Source organism: Bradyrhizobium sp. CB1717 (assembly GCF_029714325.1).
Taxonomy (GTDB): Bacteria; Pseudomonadota; Alphaproteobacteria; order Rhizobiales; family Xanthobacteraceae; genus Bradyrhizobium.
This window is the reverse complement of record NZ_CP121666.1, coordinates 46,486-66,079: the sequence shown is the minus strand read 5'-3', so window position 1 is coordinate 66,079 and position 19,594 is coordinate 46,486. Positions and strand designations below refer to the sequence as shown.

Sequence of the window (19,594 nt, the reverse complement as noted above, 5' to 3'; positions counted from 1 at the left end):
CTTCACCTGATAGGAGGCGGCGCTTAGAGTGGTTCTACCTGGTCAAAGGCGCCGTCGGACGCCACCAGAGGAGGTAATCATGGACGACACTTCGAAGTGCCCGTTTTCGGGCGGAAAACCCACGCGCGTGAACCGCGACTGGTGGCCAACCCAGCTCAGCATCGAGATGCTGCACAAGAATTCCGACCTGTCCGACCCGATGGGCAAGGAGTTCGACTACGCCAAGGAATTCAAGTCGCTCGACCTGAACGCGGTCATCAAGGACCTGACCGCCCTGATGACGGAGTCGCAGGAATGGTGGCCGGCTGACTTCGGTCACTATGGCGGCCTGATGATCCGCATGGCCTGGCACAGCGCGGGCACCTACCGCATCACCGACGGCCGCGGCGGCGCCGGCGCCGGTCAGCAGCGTTTCGCGCCGCTCAACAGCTGGCCCGACAACGCCAACCTCGACAAGGCGCGCCGTCTGCTCTGGCCGATCAAGCAGAAGTACGGCCGCAAGCTCTCCTGGGCCGATTTGATGGTGCTCGCCGGCAACGTCGCGCTGGAATCGATGGGCTTCAAGACGTTTGGCTTTGCGGGTGGCCGCGCCGACGTGTGGGAGCCGGAAGAGCTCTATTGGGGTCCGGAAGGCACCTGGCTCGGCGATGAGCGCTACAGCGGCGAACGCCAGCTCGCCGAACCGCTCGGCGCCGTGCAGATGGGCCTGATCTACGTCAACCCGGAAGGCCCGAACGGCAAGCCGGATCCCGTCGCCGCGGCCAAGGACATCCGCGAGACGTTCGCCCGCATGGCGATGAATGACGAAGAGACCGTCGCGCTGATCGCCGGCGGCCACACCTTCGGCAAGACCCATGGCGCGGGTGATCCCTCGCTGGTCGGTCCGGAGCCGGAAGCGGGCGCACTGGAGGATCAGGGCCTCGGCTGGAAGAGCAAGCACGCGTCGGGCCTCGCGGGTGATTCCATCACCAGCGGTCTCGAGGTGACCTGGACGACGACGCCGACGAAGTGGAGCAACAACTTCTTCGAGAACCTGTTCAAGTACGAATGGGAGCTGACGAAGAGCCCGGGCGGTGCGAACCAGTGGACGGCCAAGGGTGCCGACGCGATCATTCCCGATGCGTTCGACAAGTCGAAGAAGCATCGGCCGACCATGCTGACGACCGACCTGTCGCTGCGCATGGACCCGGCCTACGAGAAGATCTCGCGCCGCTTCCTGGAAAACCCGGATCAGTTCGCGGACGCCTTCGCCCGCGCCTGGTTCAAGCTGACCCACCGCGACATGGGCCCGATCCAGCGTTATCTCGGCCCGCTGGTGCCGAAGGAAGCGCTGATCTGGCAGGATCGTATTCCGGCCGTGAATCACGAGCTGGTCGGCGATCAGGATGTCGCTGCGCTGAAGACCAAGATCCTGGCTTCGGGCCTCTCGGTCTCCGAGCTGGTCTCGACTGCCTGGGCGTCGGCCTCGACGTTCCGCGGCTCGGACAAGCGCGGCGGCGCCAACGGCGCGCGCATCCGCCTTGCTCCGCAGAAGGACTGGGAGGTGAACCAGCCGGCTCAGCTCTCCAAGGTGCTCGGCAAGCTCGAAGCGATCCAGAAGGACTTCAATGCGTCGTCAGGCGCGAAGAAGGTCTCGCTCGCGGACCTGATCGTGCTCGGCGGCTCCGCCGCGGTCGAGAAGGCCGCCAAGGATGCCGGCGTCGACGTGAAGGTCGGCTTCACGCCGGGTCGCATGGACGCCTCGCAGGAACAGACCGACGCGGAGTCCTTCGCGCCGCTCGAGCCCCGGGCCGATGGCTTCCGCAACTATCTCGGCAAGAAGCATCAGTTCCTGCAGCAGGAAGAAGCCCTCGTCGATCGTGCGCAGCTGCTCAAGCTCACCGGGCCTGAATTGACCGTGCTGGTCGGCGGCCTGCGTGTGCTCGGTGCCAATGCGAACGGTTCGAAGCACGGCGTGCTCACCGCGAAGGTGGGAACGCTGAGCAACGACTTCTTCGTCAACCTGCTCGACATGAGCGCGCAGTGGACGCCGGCGGCCGACGGCAGCTACGAGGCTCGCGACCGCAAGACCAACGCGGTGAAGTGGACCGGCACTCGCGCCGATCTCATCTTCGGCGCGCACTCGCAGCTCCGCGCCTTCGCCGAGGTCTATGCGACCTCGGACGCCAAGGAGAAGTTCGTCAAGGACTTCGCCAAGGCCTGGACCAAGGTGATGAACCTCGACCGCTACGACATCGCGGCGTGAGTTGCCGCTCCCTCTCCCGCAAGCGGGAGAGGGAGCGCATATCGCCCGGAGCGAACACAAACAAAAAGGGCGGCCTTTCGGCCGCCCTTTCGTGTTTCTGGCAGTGTCGCGAGGCTTATTCGCCGGCCGCTTCGCGCGGAGCCTTCTCGCCCTCGGCGGCCTTGTCCTTGGCCTCGAGGTCCTCGCCGGTGGTCTGGTCGACCACCTTCATCGACAGGCGGGTCTTGCCGCGGTCGTCGAAGCCGAGCAGCTTGACCTTGACCTTGTCGCCTTCCTTGACGACGTCGGAGGTCTTCTGCACGCGCGCCGAAGCGAGCTGGCTGATGTGGACGAGGCCGTCCTTGGAACCGAAGAAGTTCACGAAGGCGCCGAACTCCATCACCTTGACGACGGTGCCGTCATAGATCTGGCCGACTTCCGGCTCGGACGCGATCGACTTGATCCACTTGATCGCGGCCTTCATAGCCTCGCCATCGCTGGATGCGACCTTCACGGTGCCGTCGTCCTCGATGTTGACCTTGGCGCCGGTCTTCTCGACGATCTCGCGGATCACCTTGCCGCCGGTGCCGATCACTTCGCGGATCTTGTCGGTCGGGATCTTGAAGGTCTCGATGCGCGGCGCGTATTCGCCGAGTTCGGCGCGAGCGTTGGTGAGCGCCTTCGCCATCTCGCCGAGGATGTGGATACGGCCTTCCTTGGCCTGGCCGAGGGCGACCTTCATGATCTCCTCGGTGATGCCCTCGATCTTGATGTCCATCTGCAGCGAGGTGATGCCCTGCTCGGTGCCGGCGACCTTGAAGTCCATGTCGCCGAGATGGTCCTCGTCACCGAGGATGTCCGAGAGCACCGCGTAGCGCTTGTCTTCGAGGATCAGGCCCATCGCGATGCCCGCGGTCGGCCGCTTCAACGGCACGCCGGCATCCATCAGAGCGAGCGAGGCGCCGCAGACCGAAGCCATCGACGAGGAGCCGTTGGATTCGGTGATCTCCGAGACCACGCGGATCGTGTAGGGGAACTCGTGATGCGGCGGCAGCACCGGGTGGATCGCGCGCCAGGCGAGCTTGCCGTGGCCGATCTCGCGGCGCTTGGTGCCGCCGAGGCGGCCGGTCTCACCGACCGAGTAGGGAGGGAAGTTGTAGTGCAGCAGGAACGTCTCTTTGTACGTTCCCGACAGCGCGTCGATGTACTGCTCGTCCTCGCCGGTGCCGAGCGTGGTCACGACCAGGCCCTGGGTCTCGCCGCGGGTGAACAGGGCCGAGCCGTGGGCGCGGGGCAGCACGCCGACTTCGGCGATGATGTTGCGCACGGTCTTGCTGTCACGGCCGTCGATGCGCTTGCCGGTGTCGAGGATGTTCCAGCGAACGATCTTCGCCTCCAGCTCCTTGAACACGGCGCTGATGCGCAGCTTGTCGTATTTCGGCTCCTGCCCTTCGGGGAAATAGTGAGCGATCACCTTTTCCTTGACCTTGCCGACCGCAGCGTAGCGATCCTGCTTGACCGGAATGGCGTAGGCGGCACGCAGCTCCTGCTCGACGATGCCGAGCATCTCCTTTTCGAGCGCGGCATTGTCGATCACGGTGACTTCGCGCGGCTCCTTGGCGGCCTTCTCGGCGAGCTCGATGATCGCGTTGATGACCGGCTGGAAGTGGCGGTGACCGAACATCACGGCGCCGAGCATGATGTCTTCGTTCAGCTCCTTGGCTTCCGATTCCACCATCAGCACGGCGTCGGCGGTGCCGGCGACGACCAGGTCAAGCTGGGTGTCGACCATCTCGTCGAGCGTCGGGTTGAGGATGAACTCGTCATTGGCGAAGCCGACGCGCGCAGCGCCGATCGGGCCCTTGAACGGCGCGCCGGAGAGGGTCAGCGCAGCCGACGATGCCACCAGCGCGACGATATCAGGATCGTTCTCCATGTCGTGCGACAGCACGGTGGCGATCACCTGGGTCTCGTTGCGCCAGCCGTCGACGAACAGCGGACGGATCGGACGGTCGATCAGGCGGGAGACCAGCGTCTCCTTCTCGGTCGGACGGCCCTCGCGCTTGAAGTAGCCGCCGGGAATGCGGCCCGCGGCGTAGGTCTTCTCCTGGTAGTCGACGGTCAGCGGCAGGAAGTCGACGCCTTCGCGCGGCGCCTTCGCCGCGACGACGGTGGCGAGCACCACGGTCTCGCCATAGGTGGCGATGACGGCACCGTCGGCCTGACGGGCGATCTTGCCGGTTTCGAGCTTGAGAGGGCGTCCGCCCCAGTCGATCTCGACTGAATGCTTAGTGAACATAGAGGTCTTCTTTCATGGGTTCTCGAAAGAAGGGACGCTTCGAAAAACAAAAACCATGCGCAAGATTGCGGGACGTTGATCGGAGCGGGTGATCAGCGTCCTGCGATCCTGCCATGGTTTTTGGATGTCGGATGGCGTCCATCCTTTCGGGTCATACGGGCGCCTTGCCCGTTGTGCCCAGCCGCCGGATTGCTGCTGGGCTGTCAGTCGGCACGAACGCGAACACCGAACCGCGGTCTTCGGTCATGCCCCGGATGCGAGTAGTTGTTGGCCCGCATCCGACGCGCACGCAGCCTCGATCAAAAACCTTCAAATAAGTGCTTTCGTTCGAAACTACGCGCAAAAACGCGCGCCGGTGGCGCGCGCAGGAACTCTTAGCGACGAATGTTGTGCTTCTCGAGCAGCGCCTTGTAGCGCGCCTCGTCCCTCTTCTTGAGGTAATCGAGGAGCGAGCGGCGGGTCGAGACCAGCTTCAAGAGACCGCGACGCGAATGGTTGTCCTTCACGTGGGTCTTGAAATGGTTGGTGAGGTTGTTGATGCGTTCCGACAGGATCGCGACCTGAACCTCGGGCGAGCCGGTGTCGCCGGCCTTGGTGGCATTCGTCTTGATGACTTCCGCTTTGCGTTCTGCGGCAATCGACATCGTCAATTTCTCTCGTTGCGACCGGGGCTGGCAGTCAGGCCGGTCAGGTTGAACACACGCTTAGGGATGATTTCGCCATTGCCAACTTCGGCAAGCGCCAAAAGACGGCCTGCCACCGTGACATAGACTGTGCCGCTACAAGTGGGCGCATCCCGTCCGCGCAACAAAACGGCTTGGCCCCGATGGAGCCTTGCCGCATCAGCCCGAGTGACGGCCAGTGCCGGGATGTCGTCCAGCGCGGTCTCAACGGGCAAAAGCGCGTCGGCGAGGCTGCCCTCGCCGGACGCGGCTCTATCGCATAAAGCCTCCAACTGATCCAGCGGAATCATGTCGTTTTCGCCAAATGGGCCGACCAGGGTCCGCCGGAGCGCGCAGATATGGCCATAAGTGCCGAGAATCCGGCCCATATCGCGGGCGAGCGCGCGGACATAGGTGCCCTTGCCGCATTCGGCCTCGAACACGGCCCGGTCGTTATCTGGTTGATCTACAAGGGTTAAATGGTGAATCTCGACCGGGCGGGGGGCCAGCTCCACGACCTCGCCGTCGCGGGCGAGGTCATAGGCGCGCTCGCCCTGGACCTTGATGGCCGAATAGCGCGGCGGGATCTGCTCGATCACCCCGGTGAAGCGGGGCAGGAGGGCCAGGATGGCCTCCCGGGTCGGGCGCTGGTCCGAGGTCGCGGTCACCCGGCCCTCGATGTCGTCGGTGTCGCGCTCCTCGCCCCAGCACACGGTGAACTGGTAGCGCTTGCGGCCGTCCATCACAAAGGGAACCGTCTTGGTGGCCTCTCCGAGCGCGATCGGCAGGCCGCCGGAGGCGAGCGGGTCGAGCGTGCCGGCGTGTCCCGCACGCTTGGCATTGAACAGGCGCTTGAGCACGGCAACGGCTTGCGTCGAGGTCATGCCGATCGGCTTGTCGAGCACGACCCAGCCGTGGACGTCGCGGCGGTCGCGGCGGACCTGATTACCCTTCTGCTGCTTGGCGCGCGGGTCGTTGTTGACGCGGCGCGGCTCCTGATGCGGCTGAGAATTGCTGCCCATCTCCGCAAAATTATTTTTCTGCACATCGCACTGATCGGCATCGTTGCCGCCGATCGTGCCGTGAGCCGGGTCCATCGTCATTGCTCTTCTTCCCGATCCGAATCCGGATCCTGTTCCAAGTCCTGTTCGAGGTCCTTCTGCACCGCAGGTGTTCGCAAAAGCTTCTCGATCCGTTCCGCTTCGTCGAATCGTTCGTCGACGCGGAAGCGAATGTCAGGTGCAAATTTCAGGTTAACGCGCCGCGCGACTTCGCCGCGCAGAAATTTCTTGTTGCGCTCGAGCGCAGCGATGACGACCTCGGTGTCGCGGCCACCGAGCGGCATCACGTAGATTGTTGCGAGCTTAAGGTCGGGCGACATCCGTACCTCCGGCACGGTGATGATGTGGCCTTCCAGATCCGCATCATGCACGTTGCCTTGCGCCAGAATCTCGGCCATCGCATGGCGAACCTGCTCGCCGACGCGCAACTGACGCTGCGAGCCGCCGGGCGCGGAACTTTTTTTCTGGTGGTGGCGGGGCATGGTCGAAAATCACCTCGTCGTGCCCGCGTTTGGGACACGAGCATTGTCATTTGTCCTGTTGAAACGAATGAGGCGTGGATGGCCGGAAAAAATCCGGCCATCGCACTCCCGCAATTTCAGCTCAAAAAGATCCAGGCGCTTCGGTAAGATTTGGACTTACAGGGAGCGCTGGATCGTCTCCACGCGATAACACTCGATCACGTCACCCGCACGCATGTCGTGATAGCTCTCGAAGGCCATGCCGCATTCCTGACCGGACTGGACTTCCTTCACCTCGTCCTTGAAGCGCTTCAGCGTCGACAGCTTGCCTTCGTGCACGACGACGTTGTCGCGGATCAGGCGCACATTGGCGCCGCGTTCCACGGTACCGTCGGTGACGCGGCAGCCGGCGACCTTGCCGACCTTGGAGATGTTGAAGATCTCCAGGATCTCGGCATTGCCCAGCATGGTTTCGCGCAAGGTCGGCGCGAGCAGGCCGCTCATCGCCTTCTTCACGTCGTCCACGAGGTCGTAGATGATGTTGTAGTAGCGGATCTCGATGCCGTTGCGCTTGGCGGCCGCAGCGGCCTCCTTGTTGGCACGAACCGAGAAGCCGATGATCGCGGCGTTGAAGCCTTCCGCGAGCGTCACGTCGGATTCCGAGATACCGCCGACGCCGGCATGCAGGATGCGGGCGGCGACTTCGTCGGTGCCGAGCTTCTCCAGCGAGCCGAGGATGGCTTCGAGCGAGCCCTGCACGTCGGCCTTGACGATCAGCGGGAATTCCTTGCGGCCCGCCGTCTTCAATTGCGACATCATCTGCTCGAGCGAGCCGCGCATGCCGGAGATCGAGGCAGCCGCGTTCTCGCGCTTCTGGTGCGCGCGGTAGCTGGTGATCTGGCGGGCGCGGGCTTCGTTCTCCACCACGGCGAGACGATCGCCGGCTTCCGGCGGACCGTTGAAGCCGAGCACTTCGACCGGCACCGAGGGGCCTGCTTCCTGCACGGTCTCGCCCTGATCCGAGATCAGCGCGCGGACGCGGCCCATCTCGGCGCCGGCGACGATGATGTCTCCGACACGGAGGGTGCCGCGCTGGACCAGCACGGTGGCGACCGGACCACGGCCGCGATCGAGCTTGGCTTCGATCACGGTGCCTTCGGCCGGACGCTCCGAATTGGTCTTCAGGTCGAGGATTTCGGCCTGCAGCGCGATCATCTCGAGCAGCTTGTCGAGATTGGTCTTGTTCTTGGCGGACACCTCGACGTCGACGACCTCGCCGCCGAAGGATTCCACCTGCACCTCGTGCTGGAGCAGCTCGGTGCGCACGCGCTCGGGCTTGGCATCGGGCTTGTCGATCTTGTTGATGGCAACGATGATCGGCACGCCTGCCGCCTTGGCGTGGTTGATGGCTTCGACCGTCTGCGGCATCACGCCGTCATCGGCCGCGACCACCAGCACGACGATGTCGGTGACCTTGGCGCCGCGGGCGCGCATCGCGGTGAACGCGGCGTGGCCGGGCGTGTCGATGAAGGTGATCTTCTTGCCGCTCTCGGGCGACAGCACCTGATAGGCGCCGATATGCTGGGTGATGCCGCCGGCTTCGCCGGAGACCACGTTGGCGTGACGAAGCGCGTCGAGCAGCGAGGTCTTGCCGTGGTCGACGTGGCCCATCACGGTCACCACAGGCGAACGGGTCTCGGTGTCCGTGGAATCGTCGACCTGGTCGAACAGGCCTTCTTCAACGTCGGAGGCGGCAACGCGCTTGACGGTGTGACCGAGCTCTTCGGCGATCAGCTGCGCAGTGTCGGCGTCGATCACGTCGGTGATCTTGTGCATCGCGCCCTGCTTCATCAGCATGCGGATGACGTCCACCGCGCGCTCGGCCATGCGGTTGGCGAGCTCCTGGATGGTGATCGCTTCCGGAATGACCACCTCGCGGATGAGCTTTTCCTTCGGCTCATTCGAGGCATGCCCCTTCAGGCGCTGGGTGCGGCGACGGAACGAGGCGATCGAGCGCTCGCGCACCTCGTCGGCATTGAGCGCGGTGACGACGGTCAGGCGGCCGCGTTCCTTCTGCGGGCCGGGCTTGTGGGTGGTCTTGGGGGCTGCCGCAGGACGCGCAGCGCCGCCGGGACCGCGGCGGATCTGGCGCGGACCATCGTCCTCGTCCGGTCCGGCTGCGACTGCCGGAGTACGACCCAGCGGGCCGCCGCCGGCCGGCCGTTGCGTGGTCGTTCCGGGGCGCGCGGTCGTTGTTCCCGGACGTGCCGTCGCGGGGGCGCCGGGACGCGCTGCGGGCGCGCTGGTGGGACGCGGCGCGGGAGCGGCCGGCGTCGCCGCGGCGGGACGCGGAGCGGATTGCGGCTGCTCGCCTTCGCCGAAACGCTTCTTGGCCTCGGTCTCGGCCTTCCGCTTGGCTTCGTCCTCGTGACGGTGGCGCTCTTCCTCGGCCTTGCGGCGGGATTCGGCGGCTTCGCGCTCGGCGCGTTCGGCAGCCTCGCGGACCGCGCGGCGCTGGGCCTCTTCCTCGGCCTGGCGGCGCTCTTCGACTTCGCGCACCTTGGCATCGGCCAGCGCGCTCGCGCGGGCCGAGCGCTCGTCCTCGGTGAGGGTGCGCAGGACCACGCCGGAACCGGCATTGCGCGGCGGGGCCGGGCGGGCCGGAGCGGGCGTGGGGGCGGCCGGCGCGGGCTTCGCAACCTCGGCAGCCTGCGGCTCAGGGGTTCCGTCGATCCGGCGCTTGCCGCGCTTCTCGACCACGACCTGCTTGCTGCGGCCATGGCTGAAGCTCTGGCGCACGGTACCCGTTTCGACGCGCGGCTTGAGCGATAGCGTCTTGCTCGGAACGCTCAGCTTCTTGTCGCCAGGGGTCTTGGTATCAACCATTCAGCAGTCCTAATCCTGATTTATCAGTGTTGTGCGTTGCCGCACCTCAGATCGGTTCGTCGGTATCTCTCAGAAATCCTGGCCGTGCTTTTCGGCAGTCTTGTCATCGTCCGCCATCCGGTATCGGACCAGCATCTGGCTACGTGACAGGAATGACCTGCTCGCCGGGCCCGCGAGCAGCGCAGCATGTATCACATTTGACCGGGTCAGTGCCAAATCCAATTCTAACGATTTCAGTGCGGTGACGACGGGAATCGGCGGTTTGGCACCGCGATTTCCGGCATTTTGACGCGCCAGCATGTCCAATTTGCGGATTCCGTCCGCAGCCCCGTCACTGGCGTGGATCAGGACCTCGGCCGTGCCTTCCCGCAGGGCGCTCTCGACCTTGCCGAAGCCGGCCACGACCTGGCCCGCCTTGGCGGCGATCCCAAGGGCTTCCGTCACGCTCCTGACGAGGAGCGCCTCAATATCGGCGGGAAGCGTCTGGGGAACGCGCAGCTCGCGCTTGAAGGCTTTGTTAAATTGGTGACGCCGCACGGCTTCCGCAACCACCTCGCGTGAGGCGGTGACCCACATGCCGCGTCCGGGCAGCTTGCGCTTGAGGTCGGGAACTATGTCGCCTTGCGGCGAGACGACGAAGCGGATCAGCTTGTCGATCGGCCGGACCTGCCGGCTGACCGCGCACATCCGCACGGTCGCGGACCTTTCGGTCCGCGGTCCATGGTCGAGTTCGCTGTCAGTGCTGGCGAGCATCCGGGCGACATCCTCCGTCGCCCTTAAGCCGGCTGATCTTCGGTCGCTTCAGCCTCTTCAGCGGGCTTGGCGAGATCGGCCTCGGTGATCCAGCCGGCCTTGACGCGGGCCTGCATGATCATCGCCTCGGCATCGTCACGGGAGATGTCGATACCGTCGAGCGCACCCGGATATTTGGTCTGCTCGCCGCCTTCCTTGCGTTCGGTCCAGCCGACCAGATCGTCGGTGGCGCAGCCGGCGAGGTCGTCGACGGTCTTGATGTCGTTCTCGCCGAACTTCACCAGCATCTTGGAGGTGACGCCGGGCACGTCCTTGAGGGCATCCTCGACACCGAGCTCCTTGCGCCGGGCTTCGAGCTCGGCTTCCTGCTGCTCGAGATATTCGCGGGCGCGGTTCTGGAGCTCCTGTGCGGTCTCCTCGTCAAAACCTTCGATGCCGGCGAGCTCCTTGACGTCCACCATCGCGAGTTCCTCGACCGAGGTGAAGCCTTCGGACGCCAGCAACTGGCCGACCACCTCGTCGACGTTGAGCGATTCCATGAAGACGCGGGTGGAGTTCTCGAAGTCGGCCTGACGGCGCTCCGATTCCTCCTGCTCGGTCAGGATGTCGATGTCCCAGCCGGTGAGCTGCGAGGCCAGACGCACGTTCTGGCCGCGACGGCCGATCGCCAGCGAGAGCTGGTTGTTGGTGTCGGGCACCACGACCTCGATGCGCTCGCGGTCTTCGTCGATGACGACCTTGGAGACTTCCGCCGGCGCCAGCGCGTTGACCACGAAGGTCGCGATGTCGGGCGACCACGGGATGATGTCGATCTTCTCGCCCTGCAGCTCGTTCACAACGGCCTGCACGCGCGAGCCGCGCATACCGACGCAGGCGCCGACCGGATCGACCGAGGAATCCCGGGAAATCACGCCGATTTTCGCGCGAGAGCCCGGATCGCGGGCGACCGCCTTGATCTCGACGATGCCGTCATAGATTTCCGGCACTTCCTGCGCGAACAGCTTCGCCATGAACTGCGGATGGGTGCGGGAGAGGAAGATCTGCGGACCGCGCGTCTCGCGGCGGACGTCGAAGATATAGGCGCGGACGCGGTCGCCGTTGCGGAACACCTCGCGCGGCAGCATCTCGTCGCGGCGGATGATGGCTTCACCGCGGCCGAGATCGACGATCACGCTGCCATATTCGACGCGCTTGACGACGCCGTTGACGATGTCGCCGATGCGATCCTTGAATTCCTGATACTGCCGGTCGCGCTCGGCCTCGCGCACCTTCTGCACGATGACCTGCTTGGCCGACTGCGCGGCGATACGGCCATATTCCAACGGCGGCAGGGTGTCGGCGATGGTGTCGCCGACCTGGGCGCCGGGATTGGCGCGCTGCGCATCGACCAGCGAGATCTGGTTGGAATGATTTTCGACCTTGTCGACGACCAGCATGTGGCGCGACAGCCGCAGCTCGCCCTTCTTCGGGTCGATCTCGGCGTGAACGTCAGTCTCGCTGCCGTAACGGGCCCGCGCGGCCTTGGCGATGGCGTCTTCCATCGCCGCGATGACGATGCCGCGGTCGATCGATTTCTCGCGGGCAACGGCATCGGCGATCTGAAGCAATTCAAGTCGATTGGCGCTGACTGCCATGGCTAGTCTCCTTGGTCAGGCTCGAACTCGCCGCGCCGCGCGCGTTCGGCGGCAAGGCGATGTTTCTTGGTATTGGTCGGGGCCGGCTTCTTTTTCGGCTTGGTGTTCTTGGTGGTTTTTTCGCTGATTTTCGCGTGCGGCGCCTGCGGCGGCTCCAGGCCGAGATCCCGGCGCATCTGGCGCTCCTCGGCCTTGCCGCGGCGCATGGATTCGGCGATCAGCTCGTCGGTCAGCACCAGCCGGGCCTCGCCGATATCCTCCATCGTCAGGAGAACGTCGGCTTCGTCACCCGCCTTGACGTCGTCGCGATGCAGATGGACGCGGTCACCTTCGACGGCACCGAGCGTGCCGCGGAACCGCTTCCGCCCCTCGTGGGCGACGGCCATGTCGATCTTCACGAGATGGCCGGAATAACGCTCGAAATCGGAGCGCCGCACCAGGGGGCGGTCGATTCCCGGCGAGGAGATCTCGAGGCGATAGGCGCGGTCGATGGGGTCGGCGACATCGAGCACGGGCGACAGCGCCCGCGAGATCGCCTCGCAATCCTCGAGCTGCATCGAACCGTCCGGCCGTTCGGCCATGATCTGCACGGTACAGCCGGCTTCCCCGGAGATGCGGATCCGGACCAGGCGGTAGCCCATGCCCTCGAGCACGGGAGCCGCGACCGCAGACACCCGCGCCGCCACGCCAGGCTCGACCACGAGCCTCGGCTCGGCCAGCAGTTCGGCATCGGTGGAACCAGTGTTCGGTTCGGTCATATCAGCGGTCAAGGCGCTCGTTGGTTAACGCTTGGGTTAAGGCTTGGTTAAGACTTCAAAGCCCGCTTCGGAACTCTCCCGACAGCGCGTCGGGCCGGATCTTCCGCCAACCCGCGTTCAGGTAATAAAAAAGAGCGGGTCCTTTCGGGCCCACTCTCACTACGCGGATCGTATGAGAAGATGAATTGGCGCTGATATAGCCCTTTCCGCCCTCCCGGACAAGGCCCATCGGAGGCCGGACGAGGCTTTTTGCGCCCGATTCGCGGCTCCCCGCGCAACGCTTCCTTCATTTCCGAGGCCTAAATTCCTTGATTGTGGGGCGGCTTGGACCGAGGGCGCACCCGCGGCGTGCCCTGTACGAGTTTGTGTTTTCATGACCGCTGCCACGTCGCTCATTCCCGGACTGGACGCTATCGTCAAACGCGGCGACCCCCGCCGTCGCGGCGAGATTGCGCGCGCCATCGCCGACCTCTACTTCCAGGATCCTGCGAGGCTCCGTCCCGAACTCATCGATCTCTTCGACAATCTCCTGATCGATCTCGTCCCGCATGCCGAGCTCGCCTCGCGCGTCGATCTCGCCGAGCGCTTCTCGCGCCTGAACAACGCGCCGTCGCATCTGGTCAATCAGCTCGCGCGCGAAAACGAGATCATGGTCGCAGGTCCCGTGCTGCGCCGCTCGCCCGTGCTCGATGACGCCGCGCTGGTCGAGATCGCGCGGCTGAAAGGACAGGGTCATCTGCTGGCGATGACGGAACGCCCCGTCCTGCCGGCCGTCGTCACCGACGTGCTGGTCGAGCGCGGCGATCGCGATGTCGTGCGACGCGCCGCGGGCAATGCCGGCGCAGTGTTTTCGCCTGCCAGTTATTCCGAGCTGATCAAGCGTTCCGCGCAGGACGGCGTGCTGACGCTCAAGATCGGCCAGCGCAGCGATCTCTCCGGCGAACACCTGAAACAGCTTCTCGACGGCACGCTCGACGTCATCCGCCGCCGTCTCTCCACCGTGGTCAATCCCGTGCGCCAGGTCGAGATCAAGCGCGCCATGGCCGCGATCGAGGAGGCCGCGCTGCCGCCGGGGCCGCGACGCGATTTCTCCGCGGCCCAGCGCACGGTGCTCACCCTGCATCGCGAGGGCCATCTCGGCGAGAGCGCGCTGCTCGGCTTTGCCAAGGCACACAAATACGAGGAATCGATCGCCTCGCTCTCGGCGATGGCTGGTATCCGCATCTCGATTCTCGACCGCCTGATCGCGGGCGACCGTTACGATCCGATCCTGATCCTCGGCCGTGTGCTCAATCTCGGCTGGCCCACGGTGCGCGCGCTGATCCTGCTCTGGTACGGCTCCAATCGCACGCCCGCCGATGCCGACATCGAGGCCGCGCGCATGAACTTCGCGCGCCTGATGCCGACGACGGCCGAGCGCGTCGTGAATTTCTGGCGCAACCGGCAGACGATCTAAAATATTTCCTGTCGTTCCGGGGCACGCGAAGCGTGAACCCGGAACTTCGAGATTCCGGGTTCGCGCTACGCGCGCCCCGGAATGACGACTACACTCTCCTGAACCGCAAATAAGCCGCCTTGCGGCCTTCGCGCGCCGCCTTCCGGCCGTAGCGCGTCATGGTGTAGCCGGCCCATGGTTGCCGGAAATCGTCGGCGTGTTCCGCGAGCCATTTGAAGTCCGGCGAGCGCGCAAGATGCGACAGCGTCCAGGCGCAGTAATCGTCGATGTCGCAGACGAAGCGGAATTCACCATTCGGCTTGAGCACGCGCGCCATCGCGGCGATCGTCCTGTCCTGGACGAAGCGCCGCTTCCAGTGCCGCCGCTTCGGCCAGGGATCCGGATGGATCAGGTCGATCCGCGACAGCGAGGCCTTCGGCAGCCAGGCCAGCAGCTCGGCGGCATCGCCGGCGAACAGGCGGATATTGGCGATGTTGGCGGCTTCGATCTGCGCGAGGATTTTCGCCATGCCGTTGACATAGGGCTCGCAGCCGATGAAGCCGGTCGTGGCGAAGGCCTGCGCCTCGGCCGCGAGATGCTCGCCGCCGCCAAAGCCGATCTCGAGTCGCACGTCATCCGCTGCGGGATCGAAGATCTCGCGCGCATCCGCCGGCTTCTCGCCCTCGATGTCGAGTGCAAGATGCGGCAGCAGATTGTCGATCAGGTCGGCCTGATGCTGCCTGAGCTTGTGGCCCTTGCGGCGTCCGAAGAAGGCGCGCTCGCTGTCGTCGCGATCGGGGTCTGACTTGCGCTCGCTCATCGCAGCGTCTGATACAGCCGATAGAGCAGCCGCGCGCGCGGTTCGAGCGACGAGACGTAGAGCTGCTCATAATGGGTGTGCGCGCCCTTGCCGTCGACGCCGAGCCCGTCGAGCGTGGCGGTGTGGGGCGCGGTGAAATTGCCGTCCGAGCCGCCGCCGGTATAGGTGTCGATCAGCTCGAAGCCGATCTCGGTGGCGAGCGTCCTGGCGTGCTCGTAGAGCGAGGCGCCGGCATTGCCCTTCTCGTAAGGCGGACGGTTGAGCTCGCCGGTGACAGTGACGGTGACGCCGTCCGTCTTCGATGTCAGCCCGAGGATCTTGCCGACGAACTCGTCCGCGTCGGTGAAGCTCGGAACGCGCAGGTCGATTTCGGCATAAGCCTCTTCCGGCGTCACGTTGGGGCGCGTGCCGCCGCGCACCACGCCGACATTGACGGTGACGCCGCGCTTCAGGTCGTTCATTCCCTCCAGCGCATGGATGATGTTGGCGAGCTCGCGGATGGCGCTGCGGCCGTCTTCGGGCCGCGAGCCGGCATGCGCCGGCACGCCCTTGATGAACACCTCGAAGCGTCCGACGCCCTTGCGTCCGGTGACGATCTTGCCGCCGTCGCGCGCCGGCTCCGTCACCAGCACGTATTTGGCCTTGCGCCCCTCTTTCTCTATCAGCGCGCGCGAGGTGGGGCTGCCGATCTCCTCGTCGGAGGTGAACATGTGGGTGATGCCGAGCGGCGAACGCTTGCCGTCGGCGCAGAGCGCGGCGAATGCATGATGGGCGATGTAGGCGCCGCCCTTCATGTCGTAGATGCCCGGACCGAACGCGCTGTCGCCTTCGACCTTGAACGGCAGGCGCTCGATGAAGCCCTGGGGGTGCACGGTATCGAGGTGGCTCAGCACCAGGATGCCCGGCTGCTCCTGACCCCAGGTCGAGCGGGCCAGAAGGTGATCGCCGCAGCCGTCGACGCCGGCGACGCGCTCGAGCGTGACGGGCAGATCGCGGTGTTGATCCGCGACCAGCGACACGAGTTTGTTGACCTGCTCAGGCGCCTCTGTCGGCGTCTCGATCTCCACCCAGCGCCGGATGCCGTCGAGAATAGTTTGGGTATCGAACCAGTTGGCGTTCGTCATGAGCGCATCTATGCCTTTGAATCGCATCATCCGGGAGGGCGCGCGTCAACACACGGCCGCAAATGACGACATAGGCCAGATTTGGCGCAGCCTCAAATCGGATTGCGCTGGCGTCAGCGCTTGTCGGGGCCTTCGCGGGCCGCGATCTGCTCGACGAGATCGACGATCGAGCGGCGCATCTTCGAATCGGTGATTCGGGTGAAGGCCTTGGTCAGAGCGAGACCTTCGGAGGTCGCGAGGAAGTCGGAAACATAAGAGGGCGAAGCACCTTCAGCGAAGCCGTCCGGGCCGGCCACGCCGCTCGGGCCGCCTTCGAACAGGAACGACACCGGCACCTGCAAAATCTCGGCAATCTGCTGGATGCGGCTCGCGCCGACCCTATTCGTGCCCTTCTCGTATTTCTGAATCTGCTGGAATGTCAGGCCCAAAGCTTCACCAAGCTTTTCCTGGCTCATGCCCAACATGATGCGGCGCATACGCACGCGGCTGCCGACATATTTGTCAACAGGGTTGGGCGCTTTCGACATTTCCTCAGCCTCCAAACACCACCCTCAGCGCAATCGACCGGAATGCCTCAGGTGCCAGCAGCGTAAAAATCAAACCCTGTTATTGGGAAACATTGCGGAGAAATTTAGCAACGCCCACTGTCTTTCGCAGCGGGTGCAGAATGAGGAACCCGCGTGCAATCTGTCAACCGTGGGACTACGGTTGTCAAAGGATTCCGGCCACCTCGGCGGCGACGACGCGATCAGGGGTGCCGTTTGGCAACACGCCGGCGGACCGCAAGTATCGCGCCGAGCGCGACGAGCATGGCTGCGGGCACGTCGCCCAGCTGCGCGTAGACGGTCGGCGGGATTGCGGCAGGCAGGTTTGCATCCAAAATGCCTTCGATGCCGAGACCCAGGCTGGCGACGGTTCGTCCGACCGGATCGATCACCGCGGAGATGCCGGTATTGGCGGAGCGGACCAGCGGCAATCCGAGCTCGATCGCGCGCATGCGTGCCTGCTCCAGATGCTGATAGGGGCCGGTCGAGATGCCGAACCAGCCGTCATTGGTGAGGTTCACGATCCAGCCCGGACGTTCGTTGCGTCCTGCCACCTCACCGGGAAAGATGGCCTCATAGCAGATCAGAGGCAGCGCCGATGGTGCGGTGGGGATCGGCAGCGCATGCCGCACGCTGCCGGCGATGAAGCCGCCGCGCACACGCGTCAGCTGCTCGAAACCGAGCTTCTCCATCAACTCCTGGTAGGGAAGAAATTCGCCGAACGGCACGAGGTGCAGCTTGTCGTAGACCGCGAGCACGCCGCCGTCGTGATCGATCACGTAGATCGAATTGTAGGCGCGTGTGATCGGCGTCCCCCGCGGCAGGTCGGGCGCGCGCACCGAGCCCGTGATCAGCACCGTGCCCTTCGGCAACAGGTCGGCGATTTGCGCCATCGCGTCGGCTTCGCGGGTCAGGAAGAACGGGAACGCGGATTCCGGCCAGATCAGGATGGTGGCATCGCGCACGCCGGTCGATTGCGGCCCGGAGGCGCGGTCCGACAGCGCGAGGTATTTCTTCATCACCTCCGCCTTGGCGGCATAGTTGAACTTGGCGTCCTGCTGCAGGTTCGGTTGCATCAGGCGCAGCTTGGCGCCAGCGACCATCGTGGTCGGATGCAGCGACAGGCGGATCGCGCCGAAGATGCTCATGGCAATCAGAAGCGCGATTGCCGCGGCTGACGCGCGCCACGCCACGCGGCGATCGGGCGTGCGGTCAATCAGCGTCGCCGGGCTCGCAAAGATCGCAACCGTCAGGAAGGTCATGCCCCACAGGCCGATCAGCGAGGCCGTCTGCGCCAGCGGCAGCGGCTCGGACAGCGCATAGCCGAATGCGTTCCAGGGAAAGCCGGTCAGCGCATGACCGCGCAGCCATTCGGCGATGGTGAGGCTTGCCGCGAGCGCGAGCACGCGCGTGGCGTTCTTGGTCCAGAGCAGGCGCGCCAGCGCGAATCCGATCGCCGTGAAGATGGAGAGATAGGCCGGCAGGCCCAGCACGGCGAACGGTGTCAGCCAGGCGAAGATGTCGGCGTCGACGAAGAAGGCGTAGCCGATCCAGTAGAGGCCGGGAACGAAATAGCCGAGACCGAACCAGTAGCCTGTCAGCGCCGCGGCGGGGATGCCGCCATATCGTCCGGCGCCGGTGCCGTCGATCAGCCAGACCAGCACCGGAAAGGTGATGAACAGCACCGGGAAGAGGTTGAACGGCGCCAGCGCCAGCACCGACAGCGCGCCGGCGGCCATGGCGATGACGGCGCGCTTCCAGCCCCAGGTGAGGATGATGGCAAGCGCGATCTGACGAAGTCGCTGCAATGCGCTCACTGCGGGCCGGTCCCGTCGCTCGGCGGCGGGGTCGGCGTGTCACTGGCCGGCGGCGGGCTGCTCTCCGGCGCGGCCTCGCGGCGCCGGCTCTCGCGCTGGCTGCGCGGCGCCGGACGTTCCTTCCGCGTCGAGATGCGCAGCCGCTTGACGCGGCGCGGATCGGCATCGAGCACCTCGACCTCGTAATTGCCGGGACCCGAGATCACCTCGCCGCGCACCGGCAGGCGTCCGACGAAGCTGACGAGATAGCCGCCGAGCGTCTCGACCTCCTCACCGGCCTCACCGGTGACGAAGTCCGCGCCGATCACGGTGCGGACATCGTCGAGGCTGGCGCGGGCATCGGCGATGAAGGCGTTGTCCGGCAGGCGCACGATCGAGGGTGGCTCGTCGCTGTCGTGCTCGTCGTCGATCTCGCCGACGATCTGCTCGACGATGTCCTCGATCGAGACCAGCCCGTCGCTGCCGCCATATTCGTCGACGACCAGCGCGAGGTGGATGCGCGTGGCCTGCATCTGCGCGAGCAGGTCGATTGCCCGCATCGAGGGCGGCACGTAGAGCAGCTTGCGGATGATGCGCGCGTCCTCGAGCGGCATCGCCAGATCGACCGCGCGCAAATCGAGGCCGGCCGGCAGCGGCTTCTTGCGCTTGGTCTTGGTGGCCTCCGACACCCGCGCCCGCACGGTCATGAAAGCCAGCAGATCGCGGATGTGGACGATGCCGACGGGATCGTCGAGCGTCTCGTTGTAAACGACGAGGCGGGAATGGCCGGCGCTCTCGAAGCGGTCCATCAATTCGCCGAGCGGGATGTCGCGCTTCACCGCGATGATGTCGGCGCGATGCACCATGACGTCGGCGATGCGGCGCTCGTGCAGGCCGAGGATGTTGCGCAGCATCGTGCGCTCGACGGCGGAGAAGCCGGTGTCATCGGGCGTCGTGGCGTCGAGCACGACCTGGAGATCGTCGCGCACCGATCCCGCCTTCCAGCCGAACAGCGTGCGGATGGCGCGCAGTAGCCAGCTTTCGGCGGTCGGGCGCAGCACCTCGCCCGGTGTCACCACGGCCGGCAGGTTGGGCGTGTTGCGCGGATTGTCGTGGGTTGGCTCGGAATCCGGCAT

16 protein-coding genes are annotated in these 19,594 nt (G+C 65.2%); 3 read left to right on the top strand and 13 right to left on the bottom strand.

Features of this window, described 5'->3' with window-relative positions; all coding sequences use genetic code 11:
- The first annotated feature begins 79 nt into the window (after window positions 1-79).
- Window positions 80-2,245, top strand: coding sequence for a catalase/peroxidase HPI (gene katG / locus QA649_RS00275; protein WP_283022473.1), 2,166 nt, complete (start codon window positions 80-82; stop codon window positions 2,243-2,245).
- Between the two features lie 115 nt (window positions 2,246-2,360).
- On the opposite strand, the gene pnp is transcribed toward katG, so the two are convergent.
- The 4 genes from pnp to rbfA form a co-directional block, all read right to left on the bottom strand.
- Window positions 2,361-4,523: a polyribonucleotide nucleotidyltransferase gene (gene pnp / locus QA649_RS00270; protein WP_283022472.1), complete on the bottom strand. Its 2,163-nt coding sequence runs from the start codon at window positions 4,521-4,523 to the stop codon at window positions 2,361-2,363.
- A gap of 374 nt (window positions 4,524-4,897) precedes the next feature.
- On the bottom strand, window positions 4,898-5,167 hold the full coding sequence (rpsO, locus tag QA649_RS00265; protein WP_018644188.1) for a 30S ribosomal protein S15: 270 nt from the start codon (window positions 5,165-5,167) through the stop codon (window positions 4,898-4,900).
- A gap of 2 nt (window positions 5,168-5,169) precedes the next feature.
- Window positions 5,170-6,288, bottom strand: coding sequence for a tRNA pseudouridine(55) synthase TruB (truB, locus tag QA649_RS00260; protein ID WP_283022471.1), 1,119 nt, complete (start codon window positions 6,286-6,288; stop codon window positions 5,170-5,172).
- Window positions 6,285-6,728: a 30S ribosome-binding factor RbfA gene (gene rbfA / locus QA649_RS00255; RefSeq protein WP_283022470.1), complete on the bottom strand. Its 444-nt coding sequence runs from the start codon at window positions 6,726-6,728 to the stop codon at window positions 6,285-6,287. Before rbfA ends, truB begins: the two co-directional genes overlap by 4 nt.
- On the opposite strand from rbfA, the gene QA649_RS00250 reads away from it, so the two are divergent.
- Window positions 6,648-6,875 carry a hypothetical protein gene (locus QA649_RS00250; protein WP_283026257.1) on the top strand — a complete coding sequence of 76 codons (228 nt, stop codon included), beginning with the start codon at window positions 6,648-6,650 and terminating at the stop codon, window positions 6,873-6,875. The two genes, rbfA and QA649_RS00250, sit on opposite strands and share 81 nt — an antisense overlap.
- 9 nt (window positions 6,876-6,884) lie before the next feature.
- Here the strand turns inward: QA649_RS00250 and infB are convergent, their stop codons facing one another.
- The 4 genes from infB to rimP all read right to left on the bottom strand — a co-directional run bounded on the left by infB (window position 6,885) and on the right by rimP (window position 12,738).
- A complete protein-coding gene (gene infB / locus QA649_RS00245; protein WP_283022469.1) occupies window positions 6,885-9,593 on the bottom strand; it encodes a translation initiation factor IF-2 in 2,709 nt (902 codons plus the stop codon).
- Between the two features lie 69 nt (window positions 9,594-9,662).
- Window positions 9,663-10,346 (bottom strand): RNA-binding protein, encoded by a 684-nt coding sequence (locus tag QA649_RS00240; RefSeq protein WP_283022468.1) that lies wholly within the window; start codon window positions 10,344-10,346, stop codon window positions 9,663-9,665.
- A gap of 23 nt (window positions 10,347-10,369) precedes the next feature.
- A complete protein-coding gene (nusA, locus tag QA649_RS00235) occupies window positions 10,370-11,980 on the bottom strand; it encodes a transcription termination factor NusA (protein ID WP_080133769.1) in 1,611 nt (536 codons plus the stop codon).
- Between the two features lie 2 nt (window positions 11,981-11,982).
- Complete coding sequence (gene rimP / locus QA649_RS00230) at window positions 11,983-12,738, bottom strand: ribosome maturation factor RimP (RefSeq protein ID WP_283022467.1); 756 nt, start codon at window positions 12,736-12,738, stop codon at window positions 11,983-11,985.
- 373 nt (window positions 12,739-13,111) lie between these two features.
- Here rimP and QA649_RS00225 point away from each other — a divergent pair, with 373 nt between their 5' ends.
- A complete protein-coding gene (locus QA649_RS00225; RefSeq protein WP_283022466.1) occupies window positions 13,112-14,194 on the top strand; it encodes a DUF2336 domain-containing protein in 1,083 nt (360 codons plus the stop codon).
- A gap of 88 nt (window positions 14,195-14,282) precedes the next feature.
- Here the strand turns inward: QA649_RS00225 and trmB are convergent, their stop codons facing one another.
- From trmB to QA649_RS00200, 5 genes are all read right to left on the bottom strand, one after another.
- A complete protein-coding gene (gene trmB, locus QA649_RS00220) occupies window positions 14,283-14,993 on the bottom strand; it encodes a tRNA (guanosine(46)-N7)-methyltransferase TrmB (protein ID WP_283022465.1) in 711 nt (236 codons plus the stop codon).
- Window positions 14,990-16,147: a M20 family metallopeptidase gene (locus QA649_RS00215; RefSeq protein ID WP_283022464.1), complete on the bottom strand. Its 1,158-nt coding sequence runs from the start codon at window positions 16,145-16,147 to the stop codon at window positions 14,990-14,992. Before QA649_RS00215 ends, trmB begins: the two co-directional genes overlap by 4 nt.
- Before the next feature lie 83 nt (window positions 16,148-16,230).
- Complete coding sequence (locus QA649_RS00210) at window positions 16,231-16,644, bottom strand: helix-turn-helix transcriptional regulator (RefSeq protein WP_008131807.1); 414 nt, start codon at window positions 16,642-16,644, stop codon at window positions 16,231-16,233.
- A 221-nt stretch (window positions 16,645-16,865) separates the two neighbouring features.
- Window positions 16,866-18,479 carry an apolipoprotein N-acyltransferase gene (gene lnt / locus QA649_RS00205; RefSeq protein ID WP_283022463.1) on the bottom strand — a complete coding sequence of 538 codons (1,614 nt, stop codon included), beginning with the start codon at window positions 18,477-18,479 and terminating at the stop codon, window positions 16,866-16,868.
- The gene (locus QA649_RS00200) at window positions 18,476-19,594 is read right to left on the bottom strand and encodes a hemolysin family protein (RefSeq protein ID WP_026312175.1); all 1,119 of its coding nucleotides are present in this window, start codon (window positions 19,592-19,594) and stop codon (window positions 18,476-18,478) included. The genes lnt and QA649_RS00200 overlap by 4 nt, the downstream gene beginning before the upstream one ends.